Origin of the sequence: Anaerotruncus sp. DFI.9.16, from assembly GCF_024461615.1 — a bacterium.
GTDB classification, from domain to species: domain Bacteria; phylum Bacillota; class Clostridia; order Oscillospirales; family Ruminococcaceae; genus Anaerotruncus; species Anaerotruncus massiliensis.
This window is the reverse complement of record NZ_JANFZX010000052.1, coordinates 1-21,050: the sequence shown is the minus strand read 5'-3', so window position 1 is coordinate 21,050 and position 21,050 is coordinate 1. Positions and strand designations below refer to the sequence as shown.

Annotated in this window: 13 protein-coding genes and 1 tRNA gene; 5 read left to right on the top strand and 9 right to left on the bottom strand. The window is 64.0% G+C overall.

Annotation, left to right across the window (positions count from 1 at the left end; translation table 11 throughout):
• The first annotated feature begins 158 nt into the window (after positions 1-158).
• From NE609_RS14100 to NE609_RS14090, 3 genes are all read left to right on the top strand, one after another.
• Positions 159-1,712, top strand: coding sequence for a DUF1538 domain-containing protein (locus tag NE609_RS14100; RefSeq protein WP_256152863.1), 1,554 nt, complete (start codon positions 159-161; stop codon positions 1,710-1,712).
• A 17-nt stretch (positions 1,713-1,729) separates the two neighbouring features.
• Positions 1,730-2,401: a P-II family nitrogen regulator gene (locus NE609_RS14095; RefSeq protein WP_121586850.1), complete on the top strand. Its 672-nt coding sequence runs from the start codon at positions 1,730-1,732 to the stop codon at positions 2,399-2,401.
• 152 nt (positions 2,402-2,553) lie between these two features.
• The gene (locus NE609_RS14090) at positions 2,554-4,182 is read left to right on the top strand and encodes a DUF1653 domain-containing protein (RefSeq protein WP_256152862.1); all 1,629 of its coding nucleotides are present in this window, start codon (positions 2,554-2,556) and stop codon (positions 4,180-4,182) included.
• A 349-nt stretch (positions 4,183-4,531) separates the two neighbouring features.
• On the opposite strand, the gene ybaK is transcribed toward NE609_RS14090, so the two are convergent.
• The 6 genes from ybaK to NE609_RS14060 form a co-directional block, all read right to left on the bottom strand.
• A complete protein-coding gene (gene ybaK, locus NE609_RS14085; RefSeq protein WP_121586852.1) occupies positions 4,532-5,011 on the bottom strand; it encodes a Cys-tRNA(Pro) deacylase in 480 nt (159 codons plus the stop codon).
• Between the two features lie 51 nt (positions 5,012-5,062).
• The gene (locus NE609_RS14080; RefSeq protein ID WP_256152861.1) at positions 5,063-5,764 is read right to left on the bottom strand and encodes an ABC transporter ATP-binding protein; all 702 of its coding nucleotides are present in this window, start codon (positions 5,762-5,764) and stop codon (positions 5,063-5,065) included.
• Complete coding sequence (locus NE609_RS14075; RefSeq protein ID WP_370867172.1) at positions 5,748-6,530, bottom strand: ABC transporter ATP-binding protein; 783 nt, start codon at positions 6,528-6,530, stop codon at positions 5,748-5,750. The genes NE609_RS14080 and NE609_RS14075 overlap by 17 nt, the downstream gene beginning before the upstream one ends.
• An 80-nt stretch (positions 6,531-6,610) precedes the next feature.
• On the bottom strand, positions 6,611-7,678 hold the full coding sequence (locus tag NE609_RS14070) for a branched-chain amino acid ABC transporter permease (RefSeq protein ID WP_121586855.1): 1,068 nt from the start codon (positions 7,676-7,678) through the stop codon (positions 6,611-6,613).
• A gap of 13 nt (positions 7,679-7,691) precedes the next feature.
• Positions 7,692-8,591, bottom strand: coding sequence for a branched-chain amino acid ABC transporter permease (locus tag NE609_RS14065; protein ID WP_101551722.1), 900 nt, complete (start codon positions 8,589-8,591; stop codon positions 7,692-7,694).
• Positions 8,592-8,816: 225 nt separating this feature from the next.
• On the bottom strand, positions 8,817-10,061 hold the full coding sequence (locus tag NE609_RS14060) for an ABC transporter substrate-binding protein (protein ID WP_256152860.1): 1,245 nt from the start codon (positions 10,059-10,061) through the stop codon (positions 8,817-8,819).
• 415 nt (positions 10,062-10,476) lie between these two features.
• Between NE609_RS14060 and NE609_RS14055 the strand changes: the two genes are divergently transcribed.
• Positions 10,477-12,288: a glycoside hydrolase family 3 protein gene (locus NE609_RS14055; RefSeq protein WP_256152859.1), complete on the top strand. Its 1,812-nt coding sequence runs from the start codon at positions 10,477-10,479 to the stop codon at positions 12,286-12,288.
• Between the two features lie 260 nt (positions 12,289-12,548).
• On the top strand, positions 12,549-13,373 hold the full coding sequence (locus tag NE609_RS14050) for a transporter substrate-binding domain-containing protein (protein ID WP_256152858.1): 825 nt from the start codon (positions 12,549-12,551) through the stop codon (positions 13,371-13,373).
• 70 nt (positions 13,374-13,443) lie between these two features.
• Here the strand turns inward: NE609_RS14050 and NE609_RS14045 are convergent, their stop codons facing one another.
• The 3 genes from NE609_RS14045 to NE609_RS14035 form a co-directional block, all read right to left on the bottom strand.
• Positions 13,444-18,525, bottom strand: a complete 5,082-nt coding sequence (locus NE609_RS14045) for an Ig-like domain-containing protein (protein ID WP_256152857.1) — start codon at positions 18,523-18,525, stop codon at positions 13,444-13,446.
• A gap of 505 nt (positions 18,526-19,030) precedes the next feature.
• Positions 19,031-19,104: transfer RNA gene (locus NE609_RS14040), tRNA-Gly, on the bottom strand.
• Positions 19,105-19,249: 145 nt separating this feature from the next.
• The gene (locus NE609_RS14035) at positions 19,250-20,467 is read right to left on the bottom strand and encodes an LPXTG cell wall anchor domain-containing protein (RefSeq protein ID WP_256152856.1); all 1,218 of its coding nucleotides are present in this window, start codon (positions 20,465-20,467) and stop codon (positions 19,250-19,252) included.
• Between the last annotated feature and the right edge of the window lie 583 nt (positions 20,468-21,050).

Genomic DNA, 21,050 nt, shown 5'->3' with positions numbered 1-21,050 from the left:
CCCCCGCGGCCGGCTTTTTTATTTCCATTTTATTTGCCGGAAGCATTTTCATCCGCCAAAGAGATATGTTATAATAAACCATAAAAAAATTGTGGGCGCCGCCATCCGGCCCCGGATGCCGCCGGCCGTGTTGCTACCAGCGACAGAAAGGGGATTATGTGGGTAAAACGAAGCTCCCTCTGCTGAAACAGAACCGAACGATTCTTTCCGAGAAGCTGAAAGAATCCCTCTCCTCCGTCCTGCCGGTGACGGGGATCGTCTTCCTGCTCTGCTTTTCCGTCTCCCCCGTTCCCAACAGCCTGCTGATGGGCTTTGTGCTCGGGGCGCTTCTGCTGATTTTGGGGATGGGGCTCTTCACCCTGGGCACCGACCTGGCCATGACCCCGATCGGCAGCCACGTGGGGTCCGCCGTCACCAAGTCGCGCAGGGTGTGGTTGATCATCCTCGTGAGCCTGCTCGTGGGCATCTTCATCACTATGTCCGAGCCCGACCTCCAGGTGCTGGCCGAGCAGGTCCCGGGCATCCCCAATATGGTCCTGATCGTCGCCGTGGCGATCGGGGTGGGCGTTTTTCTGGTCGTCGCCATGCTCCGTATGCTGCTGCGCGTCAAGCTCTCCCACCTGCTGATCGGGATCTACGTCTTCGTTTTCCTGCTCGCGCGGTTCGTGCCGCAGGAGTTCCTTTCGGTGGCCTTCGATTCCGGCGGCGTCACCACCGGCCCGATGACGGTGCCGTTCATCATGGCGCTCGGGCTGGGCGTCACGGCCATCCGCAGCGACAGCAACGCCGAAAACGACAGCTTCGGGCTCGTCGCCCTCTGCTCCGTCGGCCCCATCCTGGCGGTGCTGCTCCTCGGCATCGTCTACGGCGCGGGGACGGGCGAATACGTCCCGGTGGTGATCCCCGAGCTGACCGACTCCAGAGAGCTCTCCCAGCTCTTTTTGTCCTCCCTGCCCAAATATATCGAGGAGGTCGCCCTCGCCCTCTGCCCGATCCTCGTCTTTTTCCTCCTCTTCCAGATCGCGGCCCTCCGCCTCAAGAAGGGGGAGCTGATCAAGATCGGGGTGGGCCTCGGCTACACCTATGTCGGGCTGGTGCTCTTTTTGACCGGCGTCAACGTCGGCTTCATGCCCGTCGGCAACTACATCGGCCAGATCATCGGCGGCATGGCGCAGAACTGGATCATCGTGCCGATCGGCGTGGTCATCGGCTATTTCATCGTGGCGGCCGAGCCGGCCGTCCACGTCCTGAACAGGCAGGTCCTTACGATCACCGCAGGCGCCATCCCGCAGAAGGCCCTGTCCACCAGCCTTTCGATCGGCGTCGCGATCTCGGTGGGGCTCGCCATGCTGCGCATCGTGACAGGGCTTCCCATCATGTACCTGCTGGTTCCCGGCTACCTGATCGCCGGGATCCTCACCTTCTTCTCTCCCCCGCTCTTTACCGCCATCGCCTTCGACTCGGGCGGCGTGGCCTCCGGTCCCATGACCGCCACCTTCCTGCTTCCCCTCGCGATGGGGACCTGCAGCGGCGTGGGCGGCAACGTGGTCGTGGACGCCTTCGGCGTCGTGGCCATGGTGGCGATGACCCCGCTGATCACCATCCAGCTGCTGGGCGTTTACTACAAGTACAAATCCAGGGGCGCCGGGGAGGCTGAAGAACCCGCGGAGGACCCCGTGGTCCTGAACGACGACGATATCATCACGTTTTAAAAAAGGGGAGCAGTATGTTGTATTATCTGGTTACGATTACCAAGCGGGAATACGGCGACGCCTACCTGCGATACTTCTACGAAAACGGCGTGCATTCCCTGACCGCCGCCCTCTGCGAGGGCACCGCGCAGCAGAAGACCCTGGACCGCCTGGGAATCGAAAAGACGGAGAAGATCATGCTCTCCTCCGTGGTGTCTGGCCCGCTGGCGTCGGGCCTGCTGAAGGGGCTGATGCGCACCATGCAGATCGACGTGCCGGGCAACGGCATCGCCTTCACGGTCCCGCTGCAGAGCGTCGCGAATTCGGCGAGCCTGCAATATCTGACCCAGGGGCAGAATACAGAACAAAATGGGGTGCTTATAATGGAAGAAAACCGCTTTTCCCTCGTCGTGGTCATCGCGCACAAAGGCAATACGGAGCTGGTCATGGACGCCGCGCGCGGAGCGGACGCGGGAGGCGGCACCATCATCCACGCCAAGGGGATCGGCGAAAAAAGCGCCATGCCCTTTTTCGGGATGTCCATCGCTTCGGAACAGGAAGTGATCTACATCGTCTCGAAGCAGGAGAACGAAAAAAACATCATCCGCGCCATCATGGAGAAGGCCGGCTCCAGGCAGGACCGGGTCGCCGCGGTCTTTTCCCTGCCGGTCAACCGGGTGGTTGGCCTGCGCAGTCTGACCGACGAATAGCCGCCCGACGGCGCAAAGAGGACAGGCCCCGCAGCCGGGGCTTGTCCTCTTTTTTCCATCCCCGGAAATTTGCTATTTTCTGTAAAGTCGTGTATACTGTTCGGGTGCGGGCAATGCGCATCGAGTCTCCCCCGCACGGAAGGATGGTTTTTTTGAGCTGGGTCAATGAATCGGTATTTTATCATATCTATCCGCTGGGCTTCTGCGGCGCGCCGCAGCAGAACGAGGGCGGCGAACCCGTCCCCCGGATTGAAAAGCTGCTCGGCTGGATTCCCCACCTGCGGGAGATGCAGGTCAACGCCCTCTACCTCGGGCCGGTGTTCGAGTCGTCCGAGCACGGCTACGACACGAGCGACTACTACACCCTCGACCGGCGGCTGGGCGCCAACGAGGACTTTAAAAGGGTGTGCGCCGCGCTGCATGAAAACGGCATCCGCATCGTGCTCGACGGGGTGTTCAACCACGTCGGCCGCGGCTTCTGGGCGTTCCGGGACGTGCAGCAGAACGGGCAGTCCTCCCGGTATTGCAGCTGGTTCCACAACCTCAACTTCGGCGGCGGCAGCCCGATGGGCGACGCCTTCTGGTACGAGGGCTGGCAGGGGCACTTCAACCTCGTCAAGCTCAATCTGCGCAACCCCGAGGTGGTCGACCACCTGCTCGGCGCGGTGGGCATGTGGATGGACGAATTCGGCATCGACGGCCTGCGCCTCGACGCGGCCGACTGCGTCGACTTCGACTTCTTCCGCCGCCTCAAGGCCTTCTGCCGGGGCAAGCGGCCCGACTTCTGGCTGATGGGCGAGATCATTCACGGCGACTACAACCGCTGGGCCAACCCCGACATGCTCGACTCGGTCACCAACTACGAGTGCGCCAAGGGGCTTTACTCCTCCCACAACGACCGCAATTACTTCGAGATCGCCCACTCGCTCGCGCGGCAGTTCGGCCCGGGCGGCATCTATAAAAACCTCTGCCTCTACAACTTCGTCGACAACCACGATGTGAACCGGCTCGCGTCGGTGCTGCGCAACGAGCGCCACCTCGAAAACGTCTATACCCTGCTCTACACGATGCCGGGCGCGCCGTCGGTCTACTACGGCAGCGAATGGGGCGTCAAGGGCATCAAGCAGAACGGCTCGGACGCCGGGCTGCGCCCCTGCCTCGAGCTCGGGAAGATCGAGGACGCGAATTACCAGCTCTGCGAGCACATCAAGCGGCTCGGCGCCGTCCGCCGCGCGCTGCCCGCGCTCCAGTACGGCGGCTACGACCACGCGCTCATCAAAAATGAACAGTACGCCTTCCGCCGGGAGCTGAACGGCCGGAGCGTCTATGTGGCGCTCAACCTCGCCGAGCATCCCGAATACCTCGAATTCCGCGTGGACGCCTCCCCGCTCGTCGACCTCTTTACCGGGACCTCCTATGAGACGAACGACGGCAACCTCAAGCTGGAGGTTCCCGCCTACGGCTCCCGCATCCTCGTGCCGCAGGAGGAGTGGGAACGCTTCTCCGCCGCTTCGCGCGGCGAGGCCGCGTCCACGGGCGCGCCGGCGGCGCCCGTCCCGCCCGCGCCGCGCGAGCTGAAAACCGGACGCTGGCGTCACTTCAAGGGCGGCGAATACGAGGTGATCGGCAAGGCGCGCCACAGCGAGACGCTCGAGGAGCTGGTCGTCTACCGCGCCCTCTACGGGGAGGGCGGACTCTGGGTGCGCCCGCTCGACATGTTCCTCGAGGACGTCGAGCAGGATGGCCGCGTCGTCCCGCGCTTTGTCTACTCAGGCGACTAACCCAAATCCAAACGTTTCGTCCACCTTTTCAAAGGTGGCGGGGCCGCGGGGGCGCGCCCCCCCCCCCCCCCCCCCCGCGCGCCGCGGCGAGCGGAACGCCCAATCCTTTCAGGCGCATTTTTCGGTTCCTTTTTACAAGAGAAAAAGGAACATCGCAAAAGGGCCGCTTCCCAGATGGGAAGCGGCCCTTTGCATCTTCTTCTTTCTTTTCTATCGCAAAAGAAAGAAGCAAAGAAAATGCTCCTGAAGGATTAAGTATCTTGTGCGCTGCGGCGCACGCGTCAGGGCTCCGCCCTGACAACCCGCCGCCTTTTGAAAAAGGCGGGCGAAAACTTTTAGATTAAATCCTTTAATCCGTCGTGATCGGCGCGGTTTTCGCCCGGACGAGCGGCAGCAGGTCGCCCGGCGAAACCTCGATCTGGCAGCCGATCCGCCCCCCGCTCACGCAGACCGCCGGGAGCGATTCCACCGCCGTGTCGAACACCGTGGGGAAGAGCTTCTTCATCCCCACCGGCGAGCAGCCGCCCCGGATGTAGCCGGTGGTCTTGTTGATCTCCGCCACCGGAATCATCGCGACCGACTTCTCCCCCACCGCCTTCGCCGCCTTTTTGAGGTCGAGCTCCTTTGCCACGGGGATCACAAACACAAAGTTGCCGCCTGATGCACCCTTCGTCACGAGCGTCTTGTAGACCGCCGCCGGGTCCTGCCCGAGCTTTTCCGCCACGCTCACCCCGTCGATCTTGCCGTCCGCGTGCTCGTAGACGTGCACCCGGTAGGAAATCTTCGCCCGGTCGAGCATGCGCATCGCATTCGTCTTGGCCTCCGCCATCCTGTCCGCCTCCAAAAAAGGGGCGCGCCCTCGGCGCGCCCCTTGATTTTTTTACATGCCGAGATAGGCCTTCTGGACCCGCTCGTCCTCCCGCATCTCCTTGGCGGTGCCGTTCATTACGATCCGCCCCGTCTCGAGCACATACGCCCTGTCCGCGATCGAAAGCGCCATCTGCGCGTTCTGCTCGACCAGCAGGATCGTCGTCCCGGCGCGGTGCAGCTCCTGGATGATGTCGAAGATCTGCTCCACCAGGATGGGCGCAAGCCCCATCGACGGCTCGTCGAGCATCAGCAGGGTCGGATGGCTCATGAGCGCGCGGCCCATCGCCAGCATCTGCTGCTCGCCGCCCGAGAGGGTGCCCGCCACCTGCCTGCGGCGCTCCCTGAGGCGGGGAAACCGCTCGTAGACGTTTTCGAGGTCGGCGGACAGCGCGGTGGGCTTCTGGGTATAGGCACCCATCTCGAGGTTCTCCTGCACCGTCATCTGCAAAAAGATGCGCCGCCCCTCGGGCACGTGGGCAAGCCCCAGTTTGACGATGTGGTTGGGGGCCGCCGTGCGGATGTCGCCGTCGAGGAAGGTGATGCTGCCGGTCTTGGTGCGCAGAAGGCCGGAGACCGTCTTGAGGATGGTGCTTTTGCCCGCGCCGTTGGCGCCGATCAGCGAGACGATCTCCCCTTTGGCGACCTCGAAGGAGATGTCCTTGATCGCATGGATGTTGCCGTAGTAGACGTTGATATCACTGACCTTCAGCATCCTGCTTCTCCCCCCTCTTCTTGCCGAGATACGCCTCGATGACCACCGGGTTGCGCCGGATCTCCTCCGGCGTGCCCTTGGCGATGATTTTGCCGTAGTTGAGCACCGCGATCCCCTCGCAGATGCCCATGACAAGGCTCATGTCGTGCTCGATCAGCATGATCGCGATCTGGAAGGTATCGCGGATTTTGTGGATGTTCTCCATCAGCTCGGTCGTCTCCGAGGGGTTCATGCCCGCCGCCGGCTCGTCGAGCAGCAGCAGCTTGGGGCCGGTCGCCAGCGCGCGCACGATCTCCAGCCGCCGCTGCGCGCCGTAGGGGAGGCTTCCCGCCTCCGCGTCCGCCTGGTCCTGCATCCCGAAGATCGAGAGCAGCTCCAGCGCCTTCTCCCTCGCCGCCTTCTCCGCCTTCCAGTATTTCGGCAGGCGCAGGGTCGAGGTCAGCATGTTGTAATGGGTGTGGTTGTGCATCCCGATCAGGACGTTGTCGATCACCGACAGGTTCTTAAAGAGCCGGATGTTCTGGAAGGTGCGCGCCACGCCCGCCCGGTTGACCTGGATGGTGCTCATCCCCTTGGTATCTCTGCCGTCGATGAGGATCTTGCCGCGGGTGGGCTGGTAGACCTTGGTCAGCAGGTTGAAGACGGTCGTCTTGCCCGCGCCGTTCGGGCCGATAAGGCCGCAGATCTCGGTGCGGCCGACGGTGAGGTTGAAGTCGTCGACGGCGGGCAGCCCGCCGAATTCGATGCTCAGCCCGATCGCCTCCATGACGGGGGTATAGGCCTTGTCGCGCTCGGGGAGGATCTTTTCCCGGCTGTCGTAGTCGTTATAGGTCAGCTCGTAATCGCTCATTGCTTGACCGCCTCCCCCTTCTTTTTCCCGCCGGAGCGGTTCATGAACTTCTCAAGCAGCCTGCTCATCGAGAAGTCGTAGGTGCCCATCAGGCCGGAGGGCTTGAAGATCATCACCAAAATGAGCACGACCGAATAGAGCACCATGCGCCACTTATCGAAGGCGAGCAGCACCTGGGGTAGCGCGGTGAGCACGGTGGCGGAGAGGATCGAGCCGAGCATCGAGCCCATGCCGCCAAGCACGACCATCACGAGGATTTCGATCGATTTCATGAAGCCGAAGGTGTTCGGCTGGAGGATGCCGACGTAGGTCGCGTAGAGCGCGCCCGCCACCCCCGCGAAGAACGCCGAGAGGGTGAACGCCATGACCTTGTAGTAGGTGGTGTGGATGCCGCAGCTTTCGGCGGCGATCTCGTTTTCGCGGATCGAGAGGATCGCGCGCCCGTGGCGGGACTTCATGACCATGTGGATCACCAGGCAGGTGATCACCACGCAGATGAACACGTTCGAGACGGTCGCGGCCTTGGGGATGCGCTTGAGGCCGGAGGCACCGAAGGTGAAGTCGAAGCCGAGCACGCTGTCGATGTTGAGGAGCACGACGCGGATGATCTCGCCGAAGCCGAGGGTGATGATCGCGAGGTAATCCCCCTTGAGGCGCAGGGCGGGCACGCCGATGATGATGCCGAAGATCGCGGCCACCAGCCCCGCCAGCAGAAGCGCCAGAACGACGTAGAAATTGTATTGGAGGTGCGCGGCGGCGGCGTTCGCACCTTCGGGGAGCTTGTCGAGATTGGGCATGGGCATCGCCTTGAGGAAGATGCCCGCCGCATAGCCGCCAACCGCCATGAACCCGGCGTGCCCGAGCGGAAGCTGCCCGAGGTAGCCGGTCGCCACGTTGAGCGAGACGGCCAAGATGATGTTGATGCCGACGAGCATGAGAATTTTGGTGTAGTAGCTCGAGAGCGCGCCGGTGATGAGGTTGAGCGCCACGAACGCCAGGACGACCAACGCGGCGTTGATCGCGTAGCGCGCGGGCATGGGGATGCGCTTTTGATTCTGATTCATCTCAACGCCCCCCTTAAACCTTTTCGGTGATGTTGCGCCCGAGGATGCCGGTGGGCTTGACGAGCAGCACGACGATCAGGATGGCGAAGACGACGCCGTCCTTCCACACGGAGAGCCCGACCGCCGAAACGAGCGCCTCGGCCATGCCGATGACGAAGCCGCCGATCATCGCGCCAGGGATCGAGCCGATGCCGCCGAGCACGGCGGCGACGAACGCCTTGAGCCCGAGCATCGAGCCCATGGTGGGGTTGGCCTGCGGGTAGGCGCAGAGGTAGAGGATCGCGCCGATGCCCGCCAGCGCGGAGCCGACCGCGAAGGTGAAGGAGACGGTCGCGTTGACGCTGATGCCCATGAGCTGGGCCGCGCCCATATCCTCGCTGACGGCGCGCATCGCCTTGCCGAGCTTGGTCTTCTGGACAAGGAAGGTGAGCACCGCCATCGAGAGGATCGAGACGATGATGGTGAGCATGGCGGGGAAGCTGAGGGTCGTCCCGCCGAAGGAGATGCTCGGTCCGCCGGTGACCGCGGTCATGGCGCTGGACATGTCCTTCGCGCCCGCGCCGAAAATGAGCTGGAAGCCGTTTTCGAGCAGGAAGGAGACGCCGATGGCGGTGATGAGCAGCGAGAGGCGGGGCGCGGAGCGCAGCGGCGTGTAGGCCACCTTCTCAATGACGACGCCGAGCAGGGTGCTCGTCAGGATCGCGATGAGGATGGAGACGACCGGGTGCAGGTGGAAGTTCACCATGCACATCCACGCGGCGTAGGCGCCCACCATGATGATGTCGCCGTGCGCGAAGTTCAAAAGCAGGATAATACCGTACACCATGCTGTAGCCCAGGGCCACCAGGGCGTAGATGGAGCCGGACTGGAGTCCGTTGACCAGCTGGCTGACGATGGTAGAGAACAGAGACATAGGCTTTGCCACGTCCTTTCTTCGGCGGATGGGGCCCGGCACGCGCCGGCCCGATGGTAGCAAAAATTGCGAACAGCCAATGGCCGTTTCCACGCGAAGCGCCCTTGCCCGCGTAGGAATGCCCATTGGGCGTCCGCCCTCCATGAAGCAGAAGAAACCATGCTGGGGGGAAGAGATGCTCTTCCCCCCGGCACAGTTGTTCCTTGCAGTTGTTCCGTTCGCAGATCAGAAGAGCTCGGTGAAGACCTCTTCGCCGCCAGTCAGCTTGATCATCGCGGCGGATTTGATGGGGTTGTTGTACTCGTCGAACGCATAGGAGCCGGTGATGCCCTCGACTCCGTTGATGCCCTTGATGCCGTCGATCACGGCCTGCTTGTAGTCGTCGGAGCCGGCTTCCAGCCCGGCGGCCTCGGCGGCCTTCAGGCCCTCGACCAGCAGCAGGGCGGCGTCGTAGCCGAGCGGGGCGAACATGTTGGGGATCGCCTCGCCGTACTTGGCCTCGTAGTCGGCCTCGAACTTCTTGACCGCGTCGTTGGAGCCGGGCGCGTAGCCGGAGCAGTAGACGGAGCCCTCGAGGTCCTCCGCGGAGGCGTAGTCCTTGACGCTGCCCCAGCCGTCTCCGCCGAGGAAGGTGCCGGTGACGCCGGCGGCGCGGGCCTGGGTGACGATCATGCCGTCATCCTGGTAGTAGTTGGGGGAGAAGACGACGTCCGGGTTCTTGGAGGCGATGTTGGTCATCTGCGCCTTGAAGTCCACGTCGCCCTTGCTGTAGCCCTCGGCCGCGACGACCTCAACGCCCAGCTCGCCGCACTTCTCGACGAACGCGTCCTTGAGGCCGACCGAGTAGTCGCTGCCCGTCTCAAAGATGACGGCGGCAGTCTTGGCGCCGAGCTTATCGTTGGCGTACTGCGCCATCTTCTCGCCCTGGAACGGGTCGATGAAGCAGGAGCGGAAGATGTTGGTGCGGATCTCGCTCGCGGGGTCCTCGGGGTCGATCATCGTGACGCCGGCAGCGGTCGCGGAGGCGGTGACCTGCGGCATGTTGATCGGATAGGTCTCGTCGGCGACGGCGATCGTCGGGCCGGTGAGGACCGAACCGACCAGCGCGGTGATGCCCTGGTCGAGCAGGCGGTTGAAGGCGGTGACGGCCTCGGTGGCGTCGCCCTTCTCGTCGAGGGCGATGACCTCGATCTGCTTGCCGTTCACGCCGCCGGCCGCGTTGACCTCGTCGAAGTAGAGCATTGCGCCGTTCTTGACCGCGTTGCCGTACATGGCGTTGTCGCCGGTGGTGTTGGCCAGCAGGCCGACCTTGATCGTGTCGCCGGAAGCGGAGGGCGCGCCGTCCGCGGCGGGGGCCTCGGCGCTTCCGTCGGCGGGGGCGGACGGGGCCGCAGGGGTGTCGCTGCCGCCGCAGGCGGCCAGCGAGAGCACCATCATGACCGCTAAGGTCAGTGCCAGTAACTTTTTCATTTTCTTTCCTCCCAATTCAATTGGTAAAGGGGCGGCGTCCGGTGTCGGCCGCTACCGCTTTAAAGTAACAGATTACTTTTTTCAAGTATATTGCAAATACCCTGTAAAATCCATAGTCTTTTTCGCCAATCCTCAAAAGACAAACACGATTTCTTTTAGGATTATTCATAAAATTCCGATTGATTTTTTGGTATTTGTTTTAAATTCCAAAAGACATGCCGCTTTTTTTGACAAATCGGTCAGGGACATCGGAAGATTTCACAAGGATTTGGGCGCGTTTTTGAAGAAATTCCGCCCGCAAAATACATCCGTATTCCACCGGCGTCCAAATCCCCGGTTGGCGACCCTATTTAAATATGATAGAATAAGAAAGACCCGCTGTCAACCATAGAAATCCATTGGAGGAAGTTTCAATATGCTTCATAAATCGATCCTGTGCGCGCTTTTCTGCGTGCTGACGCTCGCGGGCTGCGCGCCCGCCGCTCCCGCGCCGCTCGGGGAGCCCGCGCAGTCCGCGCCCGCCTCCCCCGCGCCGGAGGACGCGGACCCCGCGCCGCCCGCCGCGCCCATCCCCGCGCCGGAGGGGGAGCGGGCGCGGGAACTGCTCGCGGGGATGACCGACGAGGAAAAGGTCGGCCAGCTCTTCCTCGTCTCGATCCCCGGGACGGGCCTCGACGCGGCCTCCCTCTCCTTTCTCACCGAGGCGAAGATCGGGAACGTCATCCTCTTCGGCAACAACTGTGAAAACGGGGCGCAGATCTCCGCCCTGACCGATTCCATCCAGCGCGCCGTGACCGAGGCGACCGGAGCGCCCGCCCTCATCGCGGTCGACCAGGAGGGCGGGGAGGTCACCCGCGTCACCGACGGCGCCACCGTCTACCCCGGCGCAATGGCCTTCGCCGCGTCGGGCGGGGAGCCCACCGCCCTCGACCCCGTGCCCGAGGCGAACGCCCTCAGGATCGAGGGGGAGTTCGTCGGGGAGGAGCTGCGGGCGCTCGGCATCAACTGCAACCTCGCGCCCGTCGCGGACGTGAACACCAACCCGCTGAACCCCGTCATCGGGGTGCGCTCCTACGGCGACGACCCCGAGCGGGTGGCGGGCGCCGCCGCGGCCTACGCGCTCGGGCTCCAGAGCCGCGGGGTGCTGGCGGTCGCCAAGCACTACCCCGGCCACGGGGACACGTCGGTCGACTCCCACTACGGCCTTCCCGTCTCGCAGAAATCCCTCGACGAACTCGCGGCGGCCGAGCTGGTCCCCTTCCTGACCGCAGGCAAGGCGGGCGTCGCGGGCGTGATGGCCGCGCACATCCTCTACCCCCGGATTGACCCGGACGGGCGGCCCGCGACCCTTTCCAAGGCGGTGCTCACCGGCATGCTGCGGGAGGGGGAGGGCCTGTCCAACGGCTTCGAGGGGCTCATCTTCACCGACTCGATGCGCATGGGCGCGGTCACCTCGCAGTACGGCATCGGGAACGCATGCGTGCTGGCGGTGAACGCGGGGGCCGACATCCTCACGACCGGCACGGGCGGGGACGGCGCGGCGGGCCTGCAGGTCCAGCGCGCCGCCTACAACGAGGTGCTCGCCGCCGTCAAAAACGGCATGATCTCCCGCGAGACGCTCGACGACCGGGTGGGGCGCATCCTGTTCTATAAGGAGAAATACGGGCTCTTCGACGGCGGGCTGCCGCTCGGTCCCGACCACACCCACGAGGAGGAGCACGCCCGCTTCGCGCAGGAGGTCAGCGACAAGAGCATGACGCTGCTGCGCGACCCGCGCGGCCTGCTCCCGCTGGGGATGCTCGCGGAGGAGCGCCTCCTCGCGATCTCCCCGCCCCTTCCCCTCTCCGCCGCCCCCGCCGGGACCGACCCCGAGACCGCCTCCTTCGCTTTCCTCGCGGCGGACCGCTTCTCCGGGCGGCCGCTGCTCGTCGACCCCGCGCCCGACGGGGCGCAGACCGCGGCCTGCGCAGCCGCGGCGGCGGAGGCTGACAGGGTCGTGATCGCGATGACCCGCGCGGAGCAGGCCGGGCTTGTGCGCGCGGTCGCGGACGCCAACCCCGACACCGTCGTGCTGCTGCTCGGGAGCCCCTACCTGGCCGGCCTGCTCCCGCCGGAGGTCACCGCCGTCTGCGGCTACGAGTACACCCCGCTCTCCACCGGAAGCGCCGTCTCCCTGCTCGCGGGAGGGTTTCAGCCGCGCGGCGCGCTTCCCGTGAAATTGGATTAGCTGGAAATTGCACATCTGTTTTTCCGGTCCTGCACAGATTCGACAAAATAATTTTGGCTCCTTTGTGCTGTTTTTCCCATAGCAAACCCTTCCGGGGATTGACATTTCCCCATGCGGGCTGATAAAATAGAGGATATTGAGCGAAGCGGAAAATGCCGCGCGCCGTCCGGCGCGCCCGCGGACGGATGCAGGAACCACCGGTTTTTCCTGCAAGTGCGCCGCTTTGTCCGATACACATCTGAATTGGGAGGAAGAAAGAAATGAAATCGATAAAGAAACTGCTCGCGCTCGCCCTCGCCCTCGCGATGACGGCCGCTCTCGCCGCCTGCGGCGGCAGCCCGGCTCCCGCCGAGACCCCCTCGGACAGCGCGGCCCCCGCCGGAAGCGCCGCCGAGACCCCGGCCGCCCCGGGCAAGACCTACCTCATCGCCACCGACACGACCTTCGCGCCGTTCGAGTTCCAGGACGCGCAGGGCAACTTCGTCGGCATCGACATGGACCTGCTGAAGGCCATCGCGGAGGACCAGGGCTTCCAGTATGAGATCCAGGTGCTCGGCTTCGACGCGTCGCTCCAGTCGGTGCAGTCTGGCCAGTCGGACGGCATGATCGCCGGCATGAGCATCACCGACGCCCGCAGGGAGATCTTCGACTTCTCCGAGCCCTACTTTGATTCGGGCGTCGTGATGGGCATCAAGGCGGACAACGGGGAGATCAAGGGCTACGCCGACCTGGCGGGCAAAAACGTCGCCATCAAGAAGGGCACCGAGGGCGCGGCCTTCGCCGAGAGCATCATGGATGAATACGGCTTCACCGTGACCTACTTCGCAGACTCCTCCAACATGTACGAGGACGTCAAGGCGGGCAACTCGGCCGCCTGCTTCGAGGACTACCCGGTTCTCGGCTACGCGATCTCGCAGGACATCGGGCTCAAGATCGTCACCGAGATGGAGCGCGGCAATTCCTACGGCTTCGCGGTCAACAAGGGCCAGAACCCCGAGCTGGTCGAGATGTTCAACGCGGGCCTCCAGAACCTGCGCGACAGCGGCAAATACCAGGAGATCCTCGACACCTATATCAAAAAGTAACCATTCGGCGCGCATCCGTGGGGGGGGGGGGGGGGGGGGCCCCCCCCCCCCCCGCCGTCGGTTTCCCGGTTTACCGGATCTCGATCGTCCCGCGCGCCGATTTGGCCATGAGGCCCTCGGTGTGCGGCGTGACATAGACGCTCTCCGAGACGAATTTCCCGGACAGCGGCATACTGACATAGTAGGTGATCGTGTAGCTGTCGGGGTCGTCCGCGCCTGGGGTGTCGCCGCTGTAGGGGACGACCTTCTCCACCGCGCCGTCCGCCACCGGCTCCTCACCGAAGAAATCCGGGTCGGCCTCCTCGGCCGCCAGCTCCCGCTCCCAGCTCCCGCGGTCTCGGTAGATATAGCCGCTGACCGTCTGGGCCTCGTTTTCCACGCCGCCCCACATCCAACCGTTCGCATCCTGGTAGCTCTGGGCGGGCAGGTAGCGCATCCCCGCCGGGATGAGGTCGGAGACCGTGTAGCAGCCGTCGGGCGCGTCGGGCGAGAAGGTGACGCGGATGTCGACCCGCGCGGCGCCCGCGCGCTCGAGGGAATCCGCGCCGACCGGGGTGTAGGTCTTTTCGACTTTGAGCCTGCTCGTCGCGGCGCCCGCGTCCGCGGTATGCGCGGTGTAGGCGGCGCAGGCATAGAGCTCCTTGCTCCCCGAAAAATCCGCCTCCGCGAGCGCCTGCGCGCTCAGCGAGAAGGATTTGCAGCCCCTGCCCGAAAGGGAGATCTCCCGCCGCTCGCCGTTCTGCGTCACGCTGAACTTCGCCGCGCTCTCCCCCGCCGGGAGCTTGAAGTGCTCGATGTAGGCGAGCTGCTCGAGGTTTGGGAGCACCTCCGACCGGGCGCGGTCGGTGTCCGCGCCGTTTAAGAAGCGCATGAGCGGGCCGGCGTCGGGATGGGAGGACACCGAGGTGAGCAGCAGAGCCGCCGCCGTGTTTTGGATACGGTCGTCGAGCGAGCCGCCCGCCTCGACGTATTTGACCGCGCCCTCGCTGACGAGCTGCCCGCCGAGCGATTCATAGACCGCATCCGCGCCGGTAAAGTCGCCGAGCTGCGCCAGCCCCGCCCCGAGGTAGAGCTTCTGCGCGGGGGTGAGGGAGTCCCCCTCCCGCTCGAGCATGCGGGTGATGTCGAGCAGCACCGGCTCCCCGGCCGCCGCGAGCCCGAGGTAGGACATCACGCGCTCGTCGGGGGTGGAGGCGGCGTCCGCGAGCTTGCCGTGCAGGAACGCGACAGCGTCCGCCTTGTTGATCAGCTCGGGGGCCACGACGAGCATCTTGGCCGTCACGGCCGCGTCCCCCTCCGCGAGCGGCAGCAGCTTGACGCCGCCGTCCTCCTGGAGCGATTCGAGCCGGTAATCCTTGCGGACGGTCTCCCGGTCCTCCGGGTCGAGCAGCTCGTTTGCCGCGACGCGGGCGCGGTAGGCCGCGACCAGCAGCTCGGTGCGCTCCCCGTCCTGGGCGGACAGCCGCTGGAGGCCCTCCATATAGGGTTTCATCCGCTCGTCGTAGACGGTGAGCTTCACCGGGTAGCGCGCCGGCTCCAGCGAGCCGACCTCGGAGAGCGGAAGGTTCCTGACGACCGGGACGGCGAGCCCCTCCTCCACGACCGAGAACTCCTTCTGGAGCGCGTCGGAGTGGGCGCCGCAGGCCGCCTCAAAGCGGACCGCATAGCCGCCCGCCTCGTACTTGCCGAAGTTGAAGGGGGTGTGATCGGACGCGCGGCCGGTGCCGGTCAGCCGGTCGACCTCCGCGCCCGTCCCGTCGAGGATGACCGCCGTGTAGGAGACGGTGTCCCCCGACTGGATGCCGGTGCCCGCCGCGGCCACCGACATCGAGAGGTCGTCCCCCGCGAGGTAGCTGTCGGTCACGACGGCATTCAGGTAGAAGGGCTGCGTCGCCACCGCCCGGGAGGCGACGCTGCCCGCCTTGAGGTCGGGGGTGACCGCCAGCGCGGTGACCCGCCAGGAGGTCACATTGTCGGGCAGCTTGACCGAGAGGACCGCCTTCCCGTCCGCGCCGAGCTGCGCCGTCTGGAAGGCGGCGGTGTCGAGGAACTCCCTGCGCAGGTAGGCGCCGGCCCCGCCGCCGCCCGTGTCCGCGGCCCCTTCGGCCCCCGCGGTGTTGGGGATCGCCTTGCCGCTCTCGTCGTAGGCGCGGTAGGAGACCGCCTGCCGCACATAGGGGTGGTAGATGCTCCCGTAGAGCTGGCCCGCCAGGTCGACCGTCTGGCTTCCCAGCGCGAAGACCGCCTCGTCCACGACCCCGACGACGGCCGAGCCGGAGACGGGGTTCCCGGCGGCGTCCACGGCCGCGAGGGTGATCTCCGCCGTATCGCCCGGCCGGTAGGCCTCCCTGTCGGGCGTGACCGTCAGGGTGAGCTCCTTGCCGCTGTAGTCGTAGGAGACGTTGTGCGGGTCGATCGGGTAGACGTGCCGCCCGTCGAAATACGCGCCCGCGAAATAGACGTTGGGGAGGTAATCCTCCTTCATCGTCAGGGTGATCTCGTCCCCGTCGGTGACCCCCGCCTCAAACGCCTTGCGCTGCATGGCGGTGTAGAGGATGCGGCCCCGGTTCTCCGTCTTCACGCCGTTGGCGTAGAGCCCCAGCGTGATCGGGTCCCCAATGTCCGCCGGGTCGTTGGCGTGCGGGTCGCTTCCGTCCACAAAGGTGTAGCTCACGAGGCCGTCCGCGCGCGGGTAGGGCGTTCTGCCGTGGAGGCTGTCCGCCACCGTGCCGATGACGCCGCCGTCGAACTGCGCCTCGAACCAGTAGAAGGTCTCGTCGCCGTCGGCGTAGGCGGAAAGCCCGGTGAAGACCGCGCTGCCGCCCGACGTGCCGCCGCGCAGGGTGTCCACCACCCGTTCGGCGCGCTCGTAGCGGTAGCTGGTGACGGTGCGCTTGTTGACGTAGTCGTAATAGCTGCTCGTGGGGACCCTGGTGTAGTTGATCTCATGCACCGTCAGGGTGACGGGCAGGTCGGCGGAAACCCCCGCCAGCCGGTCGAACTCGTCCTCGTAGACGGCGCGGGCGAGCGGGCGGGCGGTGCCGCCCTGGAAGAGCTTGGAGGGATCGAGCGACGCGGTCCGCACCGTGACGTCGCCGGTGGCCTTGTCGCGTTCGGTCCTGGCCGCGATCCGCGAGGGCAGCACGGTGATCGCGCCCGACTCATAGAAGTAGCCGCCGTCCTCCCTGCCCGAGTTGTCCACCGTGTACCAGAGGGACTGGGGCGACCAGTCGAGCGCCGACCGCCGGTCCTGGCGCATCTGGGCGAGGTTCAGTCTGGTCGTGTGGGTGGCGCGGCCCTGCTCGTCGAGCCGGATGGCCGTCCGACCGGGCCCGTCGGGGCCGGCGCTTCCCATATAGTCGCCGCTGAAGGTGAGCTCCCCGCCCGAAAGCGGGGTCCCGTCGTAGTAGCTCGCCTCGATCGTGAAGGTGACCGGATCGGTCGCATAGTACCAGTCCTTGTCGGGGGTAACGGTGATCCGGTAGGCGGGCTTCTGGTAATGCTCGATCGAAAAGCTCTTGGAGGTGTAGACCCCCTCGTCCCCGTCGGTGACCGAGAAGGCGTACCAGTCCTGCCGGATCCCCTGCAGGGACATGCTCCCCTCAAAGGTGCCGTCCGCCGCCACCGGGACCCGCACGCGGGTGATCTCCGATTCGGGGCCGTACTGCCCGAGCGTCGCCCACACCGCCTGCGGCAGCCCCTGCGCGCCCGTGCGCGGCTTGACCACGCCCCAGAACCGGACGGCGTCGTCCGGCTGGTAGATCTCGCGGTCGGTGTAGAGCGCGGTATAGAACCGCTCGTTGAGCGGCGTATCCTCCCGCGCCGAGAGGGAAGCCTTTTCAAAGTAGACCGTCCGCGCGTCCCGGATGACCGACAGATAGGCGTCCTCCGTCTCGCCGGTCATGACGCGGGCGGTGCCGTCCGCCATCGTCGTGGCGGTGCGGGTCTGGCCGCTCTCCGCGTCCTCCCACTCGAGCACCGCGCCCGAAAGCGGCCCGCCCGTGACCGGGTCGTTCACCCACACGAGGGTGTCCCCGTCGGACGACTGGACATAGACGCTCAGGTTGCAGACCTGGAGGAGCTTCTGGACGAACTGCTCGTTGCCCTCCCGGTCCTTGCCCGAGACCGTCGCGATGTAGCAGCCCTCCCCGAGGTCGTCCGGAAGCGGCGCGTAGAGCTCGCCGCCGGATTCGTCCGCCGGCAAAAGCTCGCCCGTGAAGGAGGCGGTCTCCTCCAGACCGGTCGTGTTGGCCACATAGTCGGTCTTTTCCCCATACCGTTCGGCGTAGAACGCGTCGCGGTCCCGCTGCTCCTTGATGAAGCCGCTGATGTCCGCGTAGCGGTGCAGCGAGACATCGAAGGGCAGCCCGGTCATGTCGTCACCCGCGTAGAGCGCCACCGACAGCGGGTCGCCGGGCAGGAAGGTTTCAGCGTAATCCCCCGCCAGCCGCAGGCGCATGTAGTCCCAGCGGTCGGCCTCCTCCCCCGTCGTCTCGAAGGAGAAGTGGAGGTCCTCCTTGAGGCTCATGCCGCCCGGCGCGGTCAGCCCCGCCTTGACGGTCACCCGGTAGATGCTGTCGGGCGAGAGCGGTCCCTCCGGGCGGAAAATGACGGTGTAGTCGTTCGTCTCAAAGCTGCCCGCCGTCTCCGGCTTGATCTCGAAAAAATCCTTCAGGTTCACGCCCGGCGCGTTGAAGGTGAACTCGATCCCCGCCTCGAGCGGCACATAGCTCGCGCCGTCGCGCGGGTAGACCCCGCTCACCGCGAGGTCGCTCTTCGTCTGGAAGGCGAACGACTGCACAACCGCCTTTGTCGCCGGGTTAATTATGCGGATCGTATAGACGGTGTTGTCCATGAGCGGCACGCCGGGCACCAGCGTCCAGTTTCTGCCGCTCCCCCCGATCGTATAGTCGCCGATGTCCGGCTCGATGTCCAGCATCGCGCGCAGCTCGTCCTGCGACACCCGCCAGCCCGTCGTGATCGTAAAGGAGCTGTCCGCCGCGAGCCCCAGCTCGGTCTTCTGGGTCGCGCCGATCTCCACCGACGCCATCACCATGTCCCCCGTCGGCCGCGAGAGCAGAAACGCCGCCCCCGCCGCCGCCAGGATGATGACGCCGACGATCGCCGGGATCAGCCATCTCTTCTGTTTCATTGGAGTACCTCCTTTCCGGGGGAGCTTTCAAAAAAGCTTCCCCGGACCCCTTCTTTCCGGGGGAGCTTTCGAAAAAGCTTCCCCGGACCCCTTCTTTCCGGGGGAACTTTCGAGAAAGTTTCCCCGGACCCCTTCAAAGCGTTTGGTTCAGGCCGGCCGCCGCGCCATAGAACAGGCGCGCGGCATGCGGCGGGGCTTTTGGCCGCGCGGTAACGTTTCCCCCGGATGCCCGCCACGAGGCGGGGCGGAAAACCGGGCGGCCCCGCCGCCCGCGCGCGAAGGCACGGCCTTCGCGCGAACGCCCGCCGGGCGTTGTTTTCCGCCCGCAACCTTCCGTCCAATCAGTGGCAAATTCAGGACGGATTCGTGCATCTCCAGTATACCATATTTTTCGACAGGGAAAAACCGGAAAACACCGCAAAATAAAACGCCGGGCCCCATCGCGGACGGGGGCCGGCGTTATAGAAACCAAAGGAAAGGGCCGCCACACGGCGGCCTTTTTCTTTGGAGCAGGTAACGGGGATCGAACCCGCGTTGTCTGCTTGGGAAGCAGAAGTGTTGCCATTACACCATACCTGCGCAGTGGATTTATGATAGCATTTTTTGGCGGGTTTGTCAACCGCCCCGCGGGGCGGAAAGGCGGGGCAAAAATTATCCCGCCGGCTGTGGAGGCAGCCGGCGGGGATCATTTTATCTCTCTGTCGGAAATATCTGACGGGTCAGATTATTTCACTTTGCGGAACGCAACAGCGCCAGCAGCAGCCAGGGAAACAACGGCGGCTACGAGAGCCACGTTGACCATGTCGCTGGAACCGGTGTTCGGGATGTCTTTGCCATTGTTGGTCGGGGTCTCAACATCGGCGGGCTCGGAGGTCTCCGGCTCGTCAACGGTCACATCGAGCTCGGTGTCGGAGACGATGTAGGTGCCCAGCTGACGGGTGCGGATGGACCAGCCCGGAATCTCCTCGTCGTCCTCGGAGTAGGTGAACTTGGAGGTGACGTCGGTCAGATAGCCGTCGGCATCCACTTCATAGATGAAGCAGTTTTCCGGATCGGGGGTGTAGTCATCGTCGTCATCCCACGGGATGCCGAGGGTCAGGGTCGCCTTGGAGGTCGCGGGAACGGTCGGATGACCGACAAAGTCATAGAACCACAGGTCGGCGTCGACGGGATCGCCGTACTCGGCATAGATGTCGCTCATGTTCGAGGTGGACAGACGCGCATAGAATTTGCGGGCGTCGTCGTCAGACTCAAACTTCAGGGCCGCACGGTCGTCACCCCAGATGATGGTGTTGGTGTCGTTCTTGTCAGGATCAAAGTAGACGCGATCACCGATATCGGGATTGCCATCATTCGTGACCTTATCATTGGAAACCCAGAAATTGTAGCTGATCGTAAAGACTTCGTCTTTTTCCCATACACTATCCGCACCGACACCAGTCATTGCCTTGTCACTACCAGGCTGCTGATTGGCCACTTTGGTTTTCCTCGCTTTGAACTCGATGTCGCCAGATGCCTTGTGCTCATCAGTATCAAGGACATCGTTGAACTCGATCACAAGATAAGCAGTACGGGTCAGATCACCCAGCCGGTAATCGCTCTTGACACTGATCGATTTAATCAGTTTAGCGCCGTCATCCTTGTCGATGCTGAACTTGAAGAGATCTTTGTCAGCAAGCTGCTCAACAGTCACTTTATCGATCTCACCGAGATTGGAAAGAGACTGGTTCATTTTGCCGCCAAGTGCAACATACAGGGTAGATTTCGGAATAACCGGGTCGGCCTTGATATAGCCGTCACCAATATCCGGATTCCCAGCGTCCTTGCTCACTTCACCGTCCGAATTGTAGAATACATTTGTCGCCGCCTCATCGGCGAACGCAACCACGGAGAGGCTCAGCACGCAAGCCAGCGCCAGCACCAAAGAAAGTACCTTTTTCATTGGTAAGTTTCCTCCTTAAAAATCAGTTTTAAAATGCCATGTTGAGAGAGGGTCCTCCAACCGCTCCCTTAACTGTTTCCAATTATAGCGTGTGCCGCTGCCAATGTCAAGCGTTTTTGTAACCAATTTGTAACTTTTCAAAAATTTTTGTTACCTGATTGTAATTATTTTACCATTTACTGTAAAATTCTCATATACATCCATTTTTGCATAAAATAACCCCGCGAGCGTGAAGAGTCCCAGGCGCACGGCATCCACGGCCCCAGCCCGTGGATGCCCTCGCGTTTGGACAAGCCAAAGCGCGTGCGCCTCACAGGGGGAGGGTCAGCGACCCTCCCCCGTATGCCCCTACCCGGTGGCCACCGATCGCGGAACATAAAAATACCCCGCGAGCGTGGAGAGTCGCTCGCGGGGTTGTGGATCAATAAGATTTTAAGAAATCAGATTGATGGATTAGGCCCAGATGCCAGTGTCCGGGATCGCCTTGCCATCGTCGGGAGTCTCAACATCTTCCGCAGCAGCGGTGGTGTAGGCTTTCTCAGCGATGATGTAGACGCCAAGCTCACGGGTCTTGGTCTGGAAG

What these genes read in the sequence shown, in the direction of transcription:
- ybaK (WP_121586852.1), bottom strand. Translation starts at nt 5,011, where the DNA reads ATGGCGGAGGCCAAGACGAATGCGATGCGCATGCTCGACCGGGCGAAG.
- NE609_RS14080 (WP_256152861.1), bottom strand. Translation starts at nt 5,764, where the DNA reads ATGCTGAAGGTCAGTGATATCAACGTCTACTACGGCAACATCCATGCG.
- NE609_RS14075 (WP_370867172.1), bottom strand. Translation starts at nt 6,530, where the DNA reads ATGGAGGCGATCGGGCTGAGCATCGAATTCGGCGGGCTGCCCGCCGTC.
- NE609_RS14070 (WP_121586855.1), bottom strand. Translation starts at nt 7,678, where the DNA reads ATGAATCAGAATCAAAAGCGCATCCCCATGCCCGCGCGCTACGCGATC.
- NE609_RS14065 (WP_101551722.1), bottom strand. Translation starts at nt 8,591, where the DNA reads ATGTCTCTGTTCTCTACCATCGTCAGCCAGCTGGTCAACGGACTCCAG.
- NE609_RS14060 (WP_256152860.1), bottom strand. Translation starts at nt 10,061, where the DNA reads ATGAAAAAGTTACTGGCACTGACCTTAGCGGTCATGATGGTGCTCTCG.
- NE609_RS14055 (WP_256152859.1), top strand. Translation starts at nt 10,477, where the DNA reads ATGCTTCATAAATCGATCCTGTGCGCGCTTTTCTGCGTGCTGACGCTC.
- NE609_RS14050 (WP_256152858.1), top strand. Translation starts at nt 12,549, where the DNA reads ATGAAATCGATAAAGAAACTGCTCGCGCTCGCCCTCGCCCTCGCGATG.
- NE609_RS14045 (WP_256152857.1), bottom strand. Translation starts at nt 18,525, where the DNA reads ATGAAACAGAAGAGATGGCTGATCCCGGCGATCGTCGGCGTCATCATC.
- NE609_RS14035 (WP_256152856.1), bottom strand. Translation starts at nt 20,467, where the DNA reads ATGAAAAAGGTACTTTCTTTGGTGCTGGCGCTGGCTTGCGTGCTGAGC.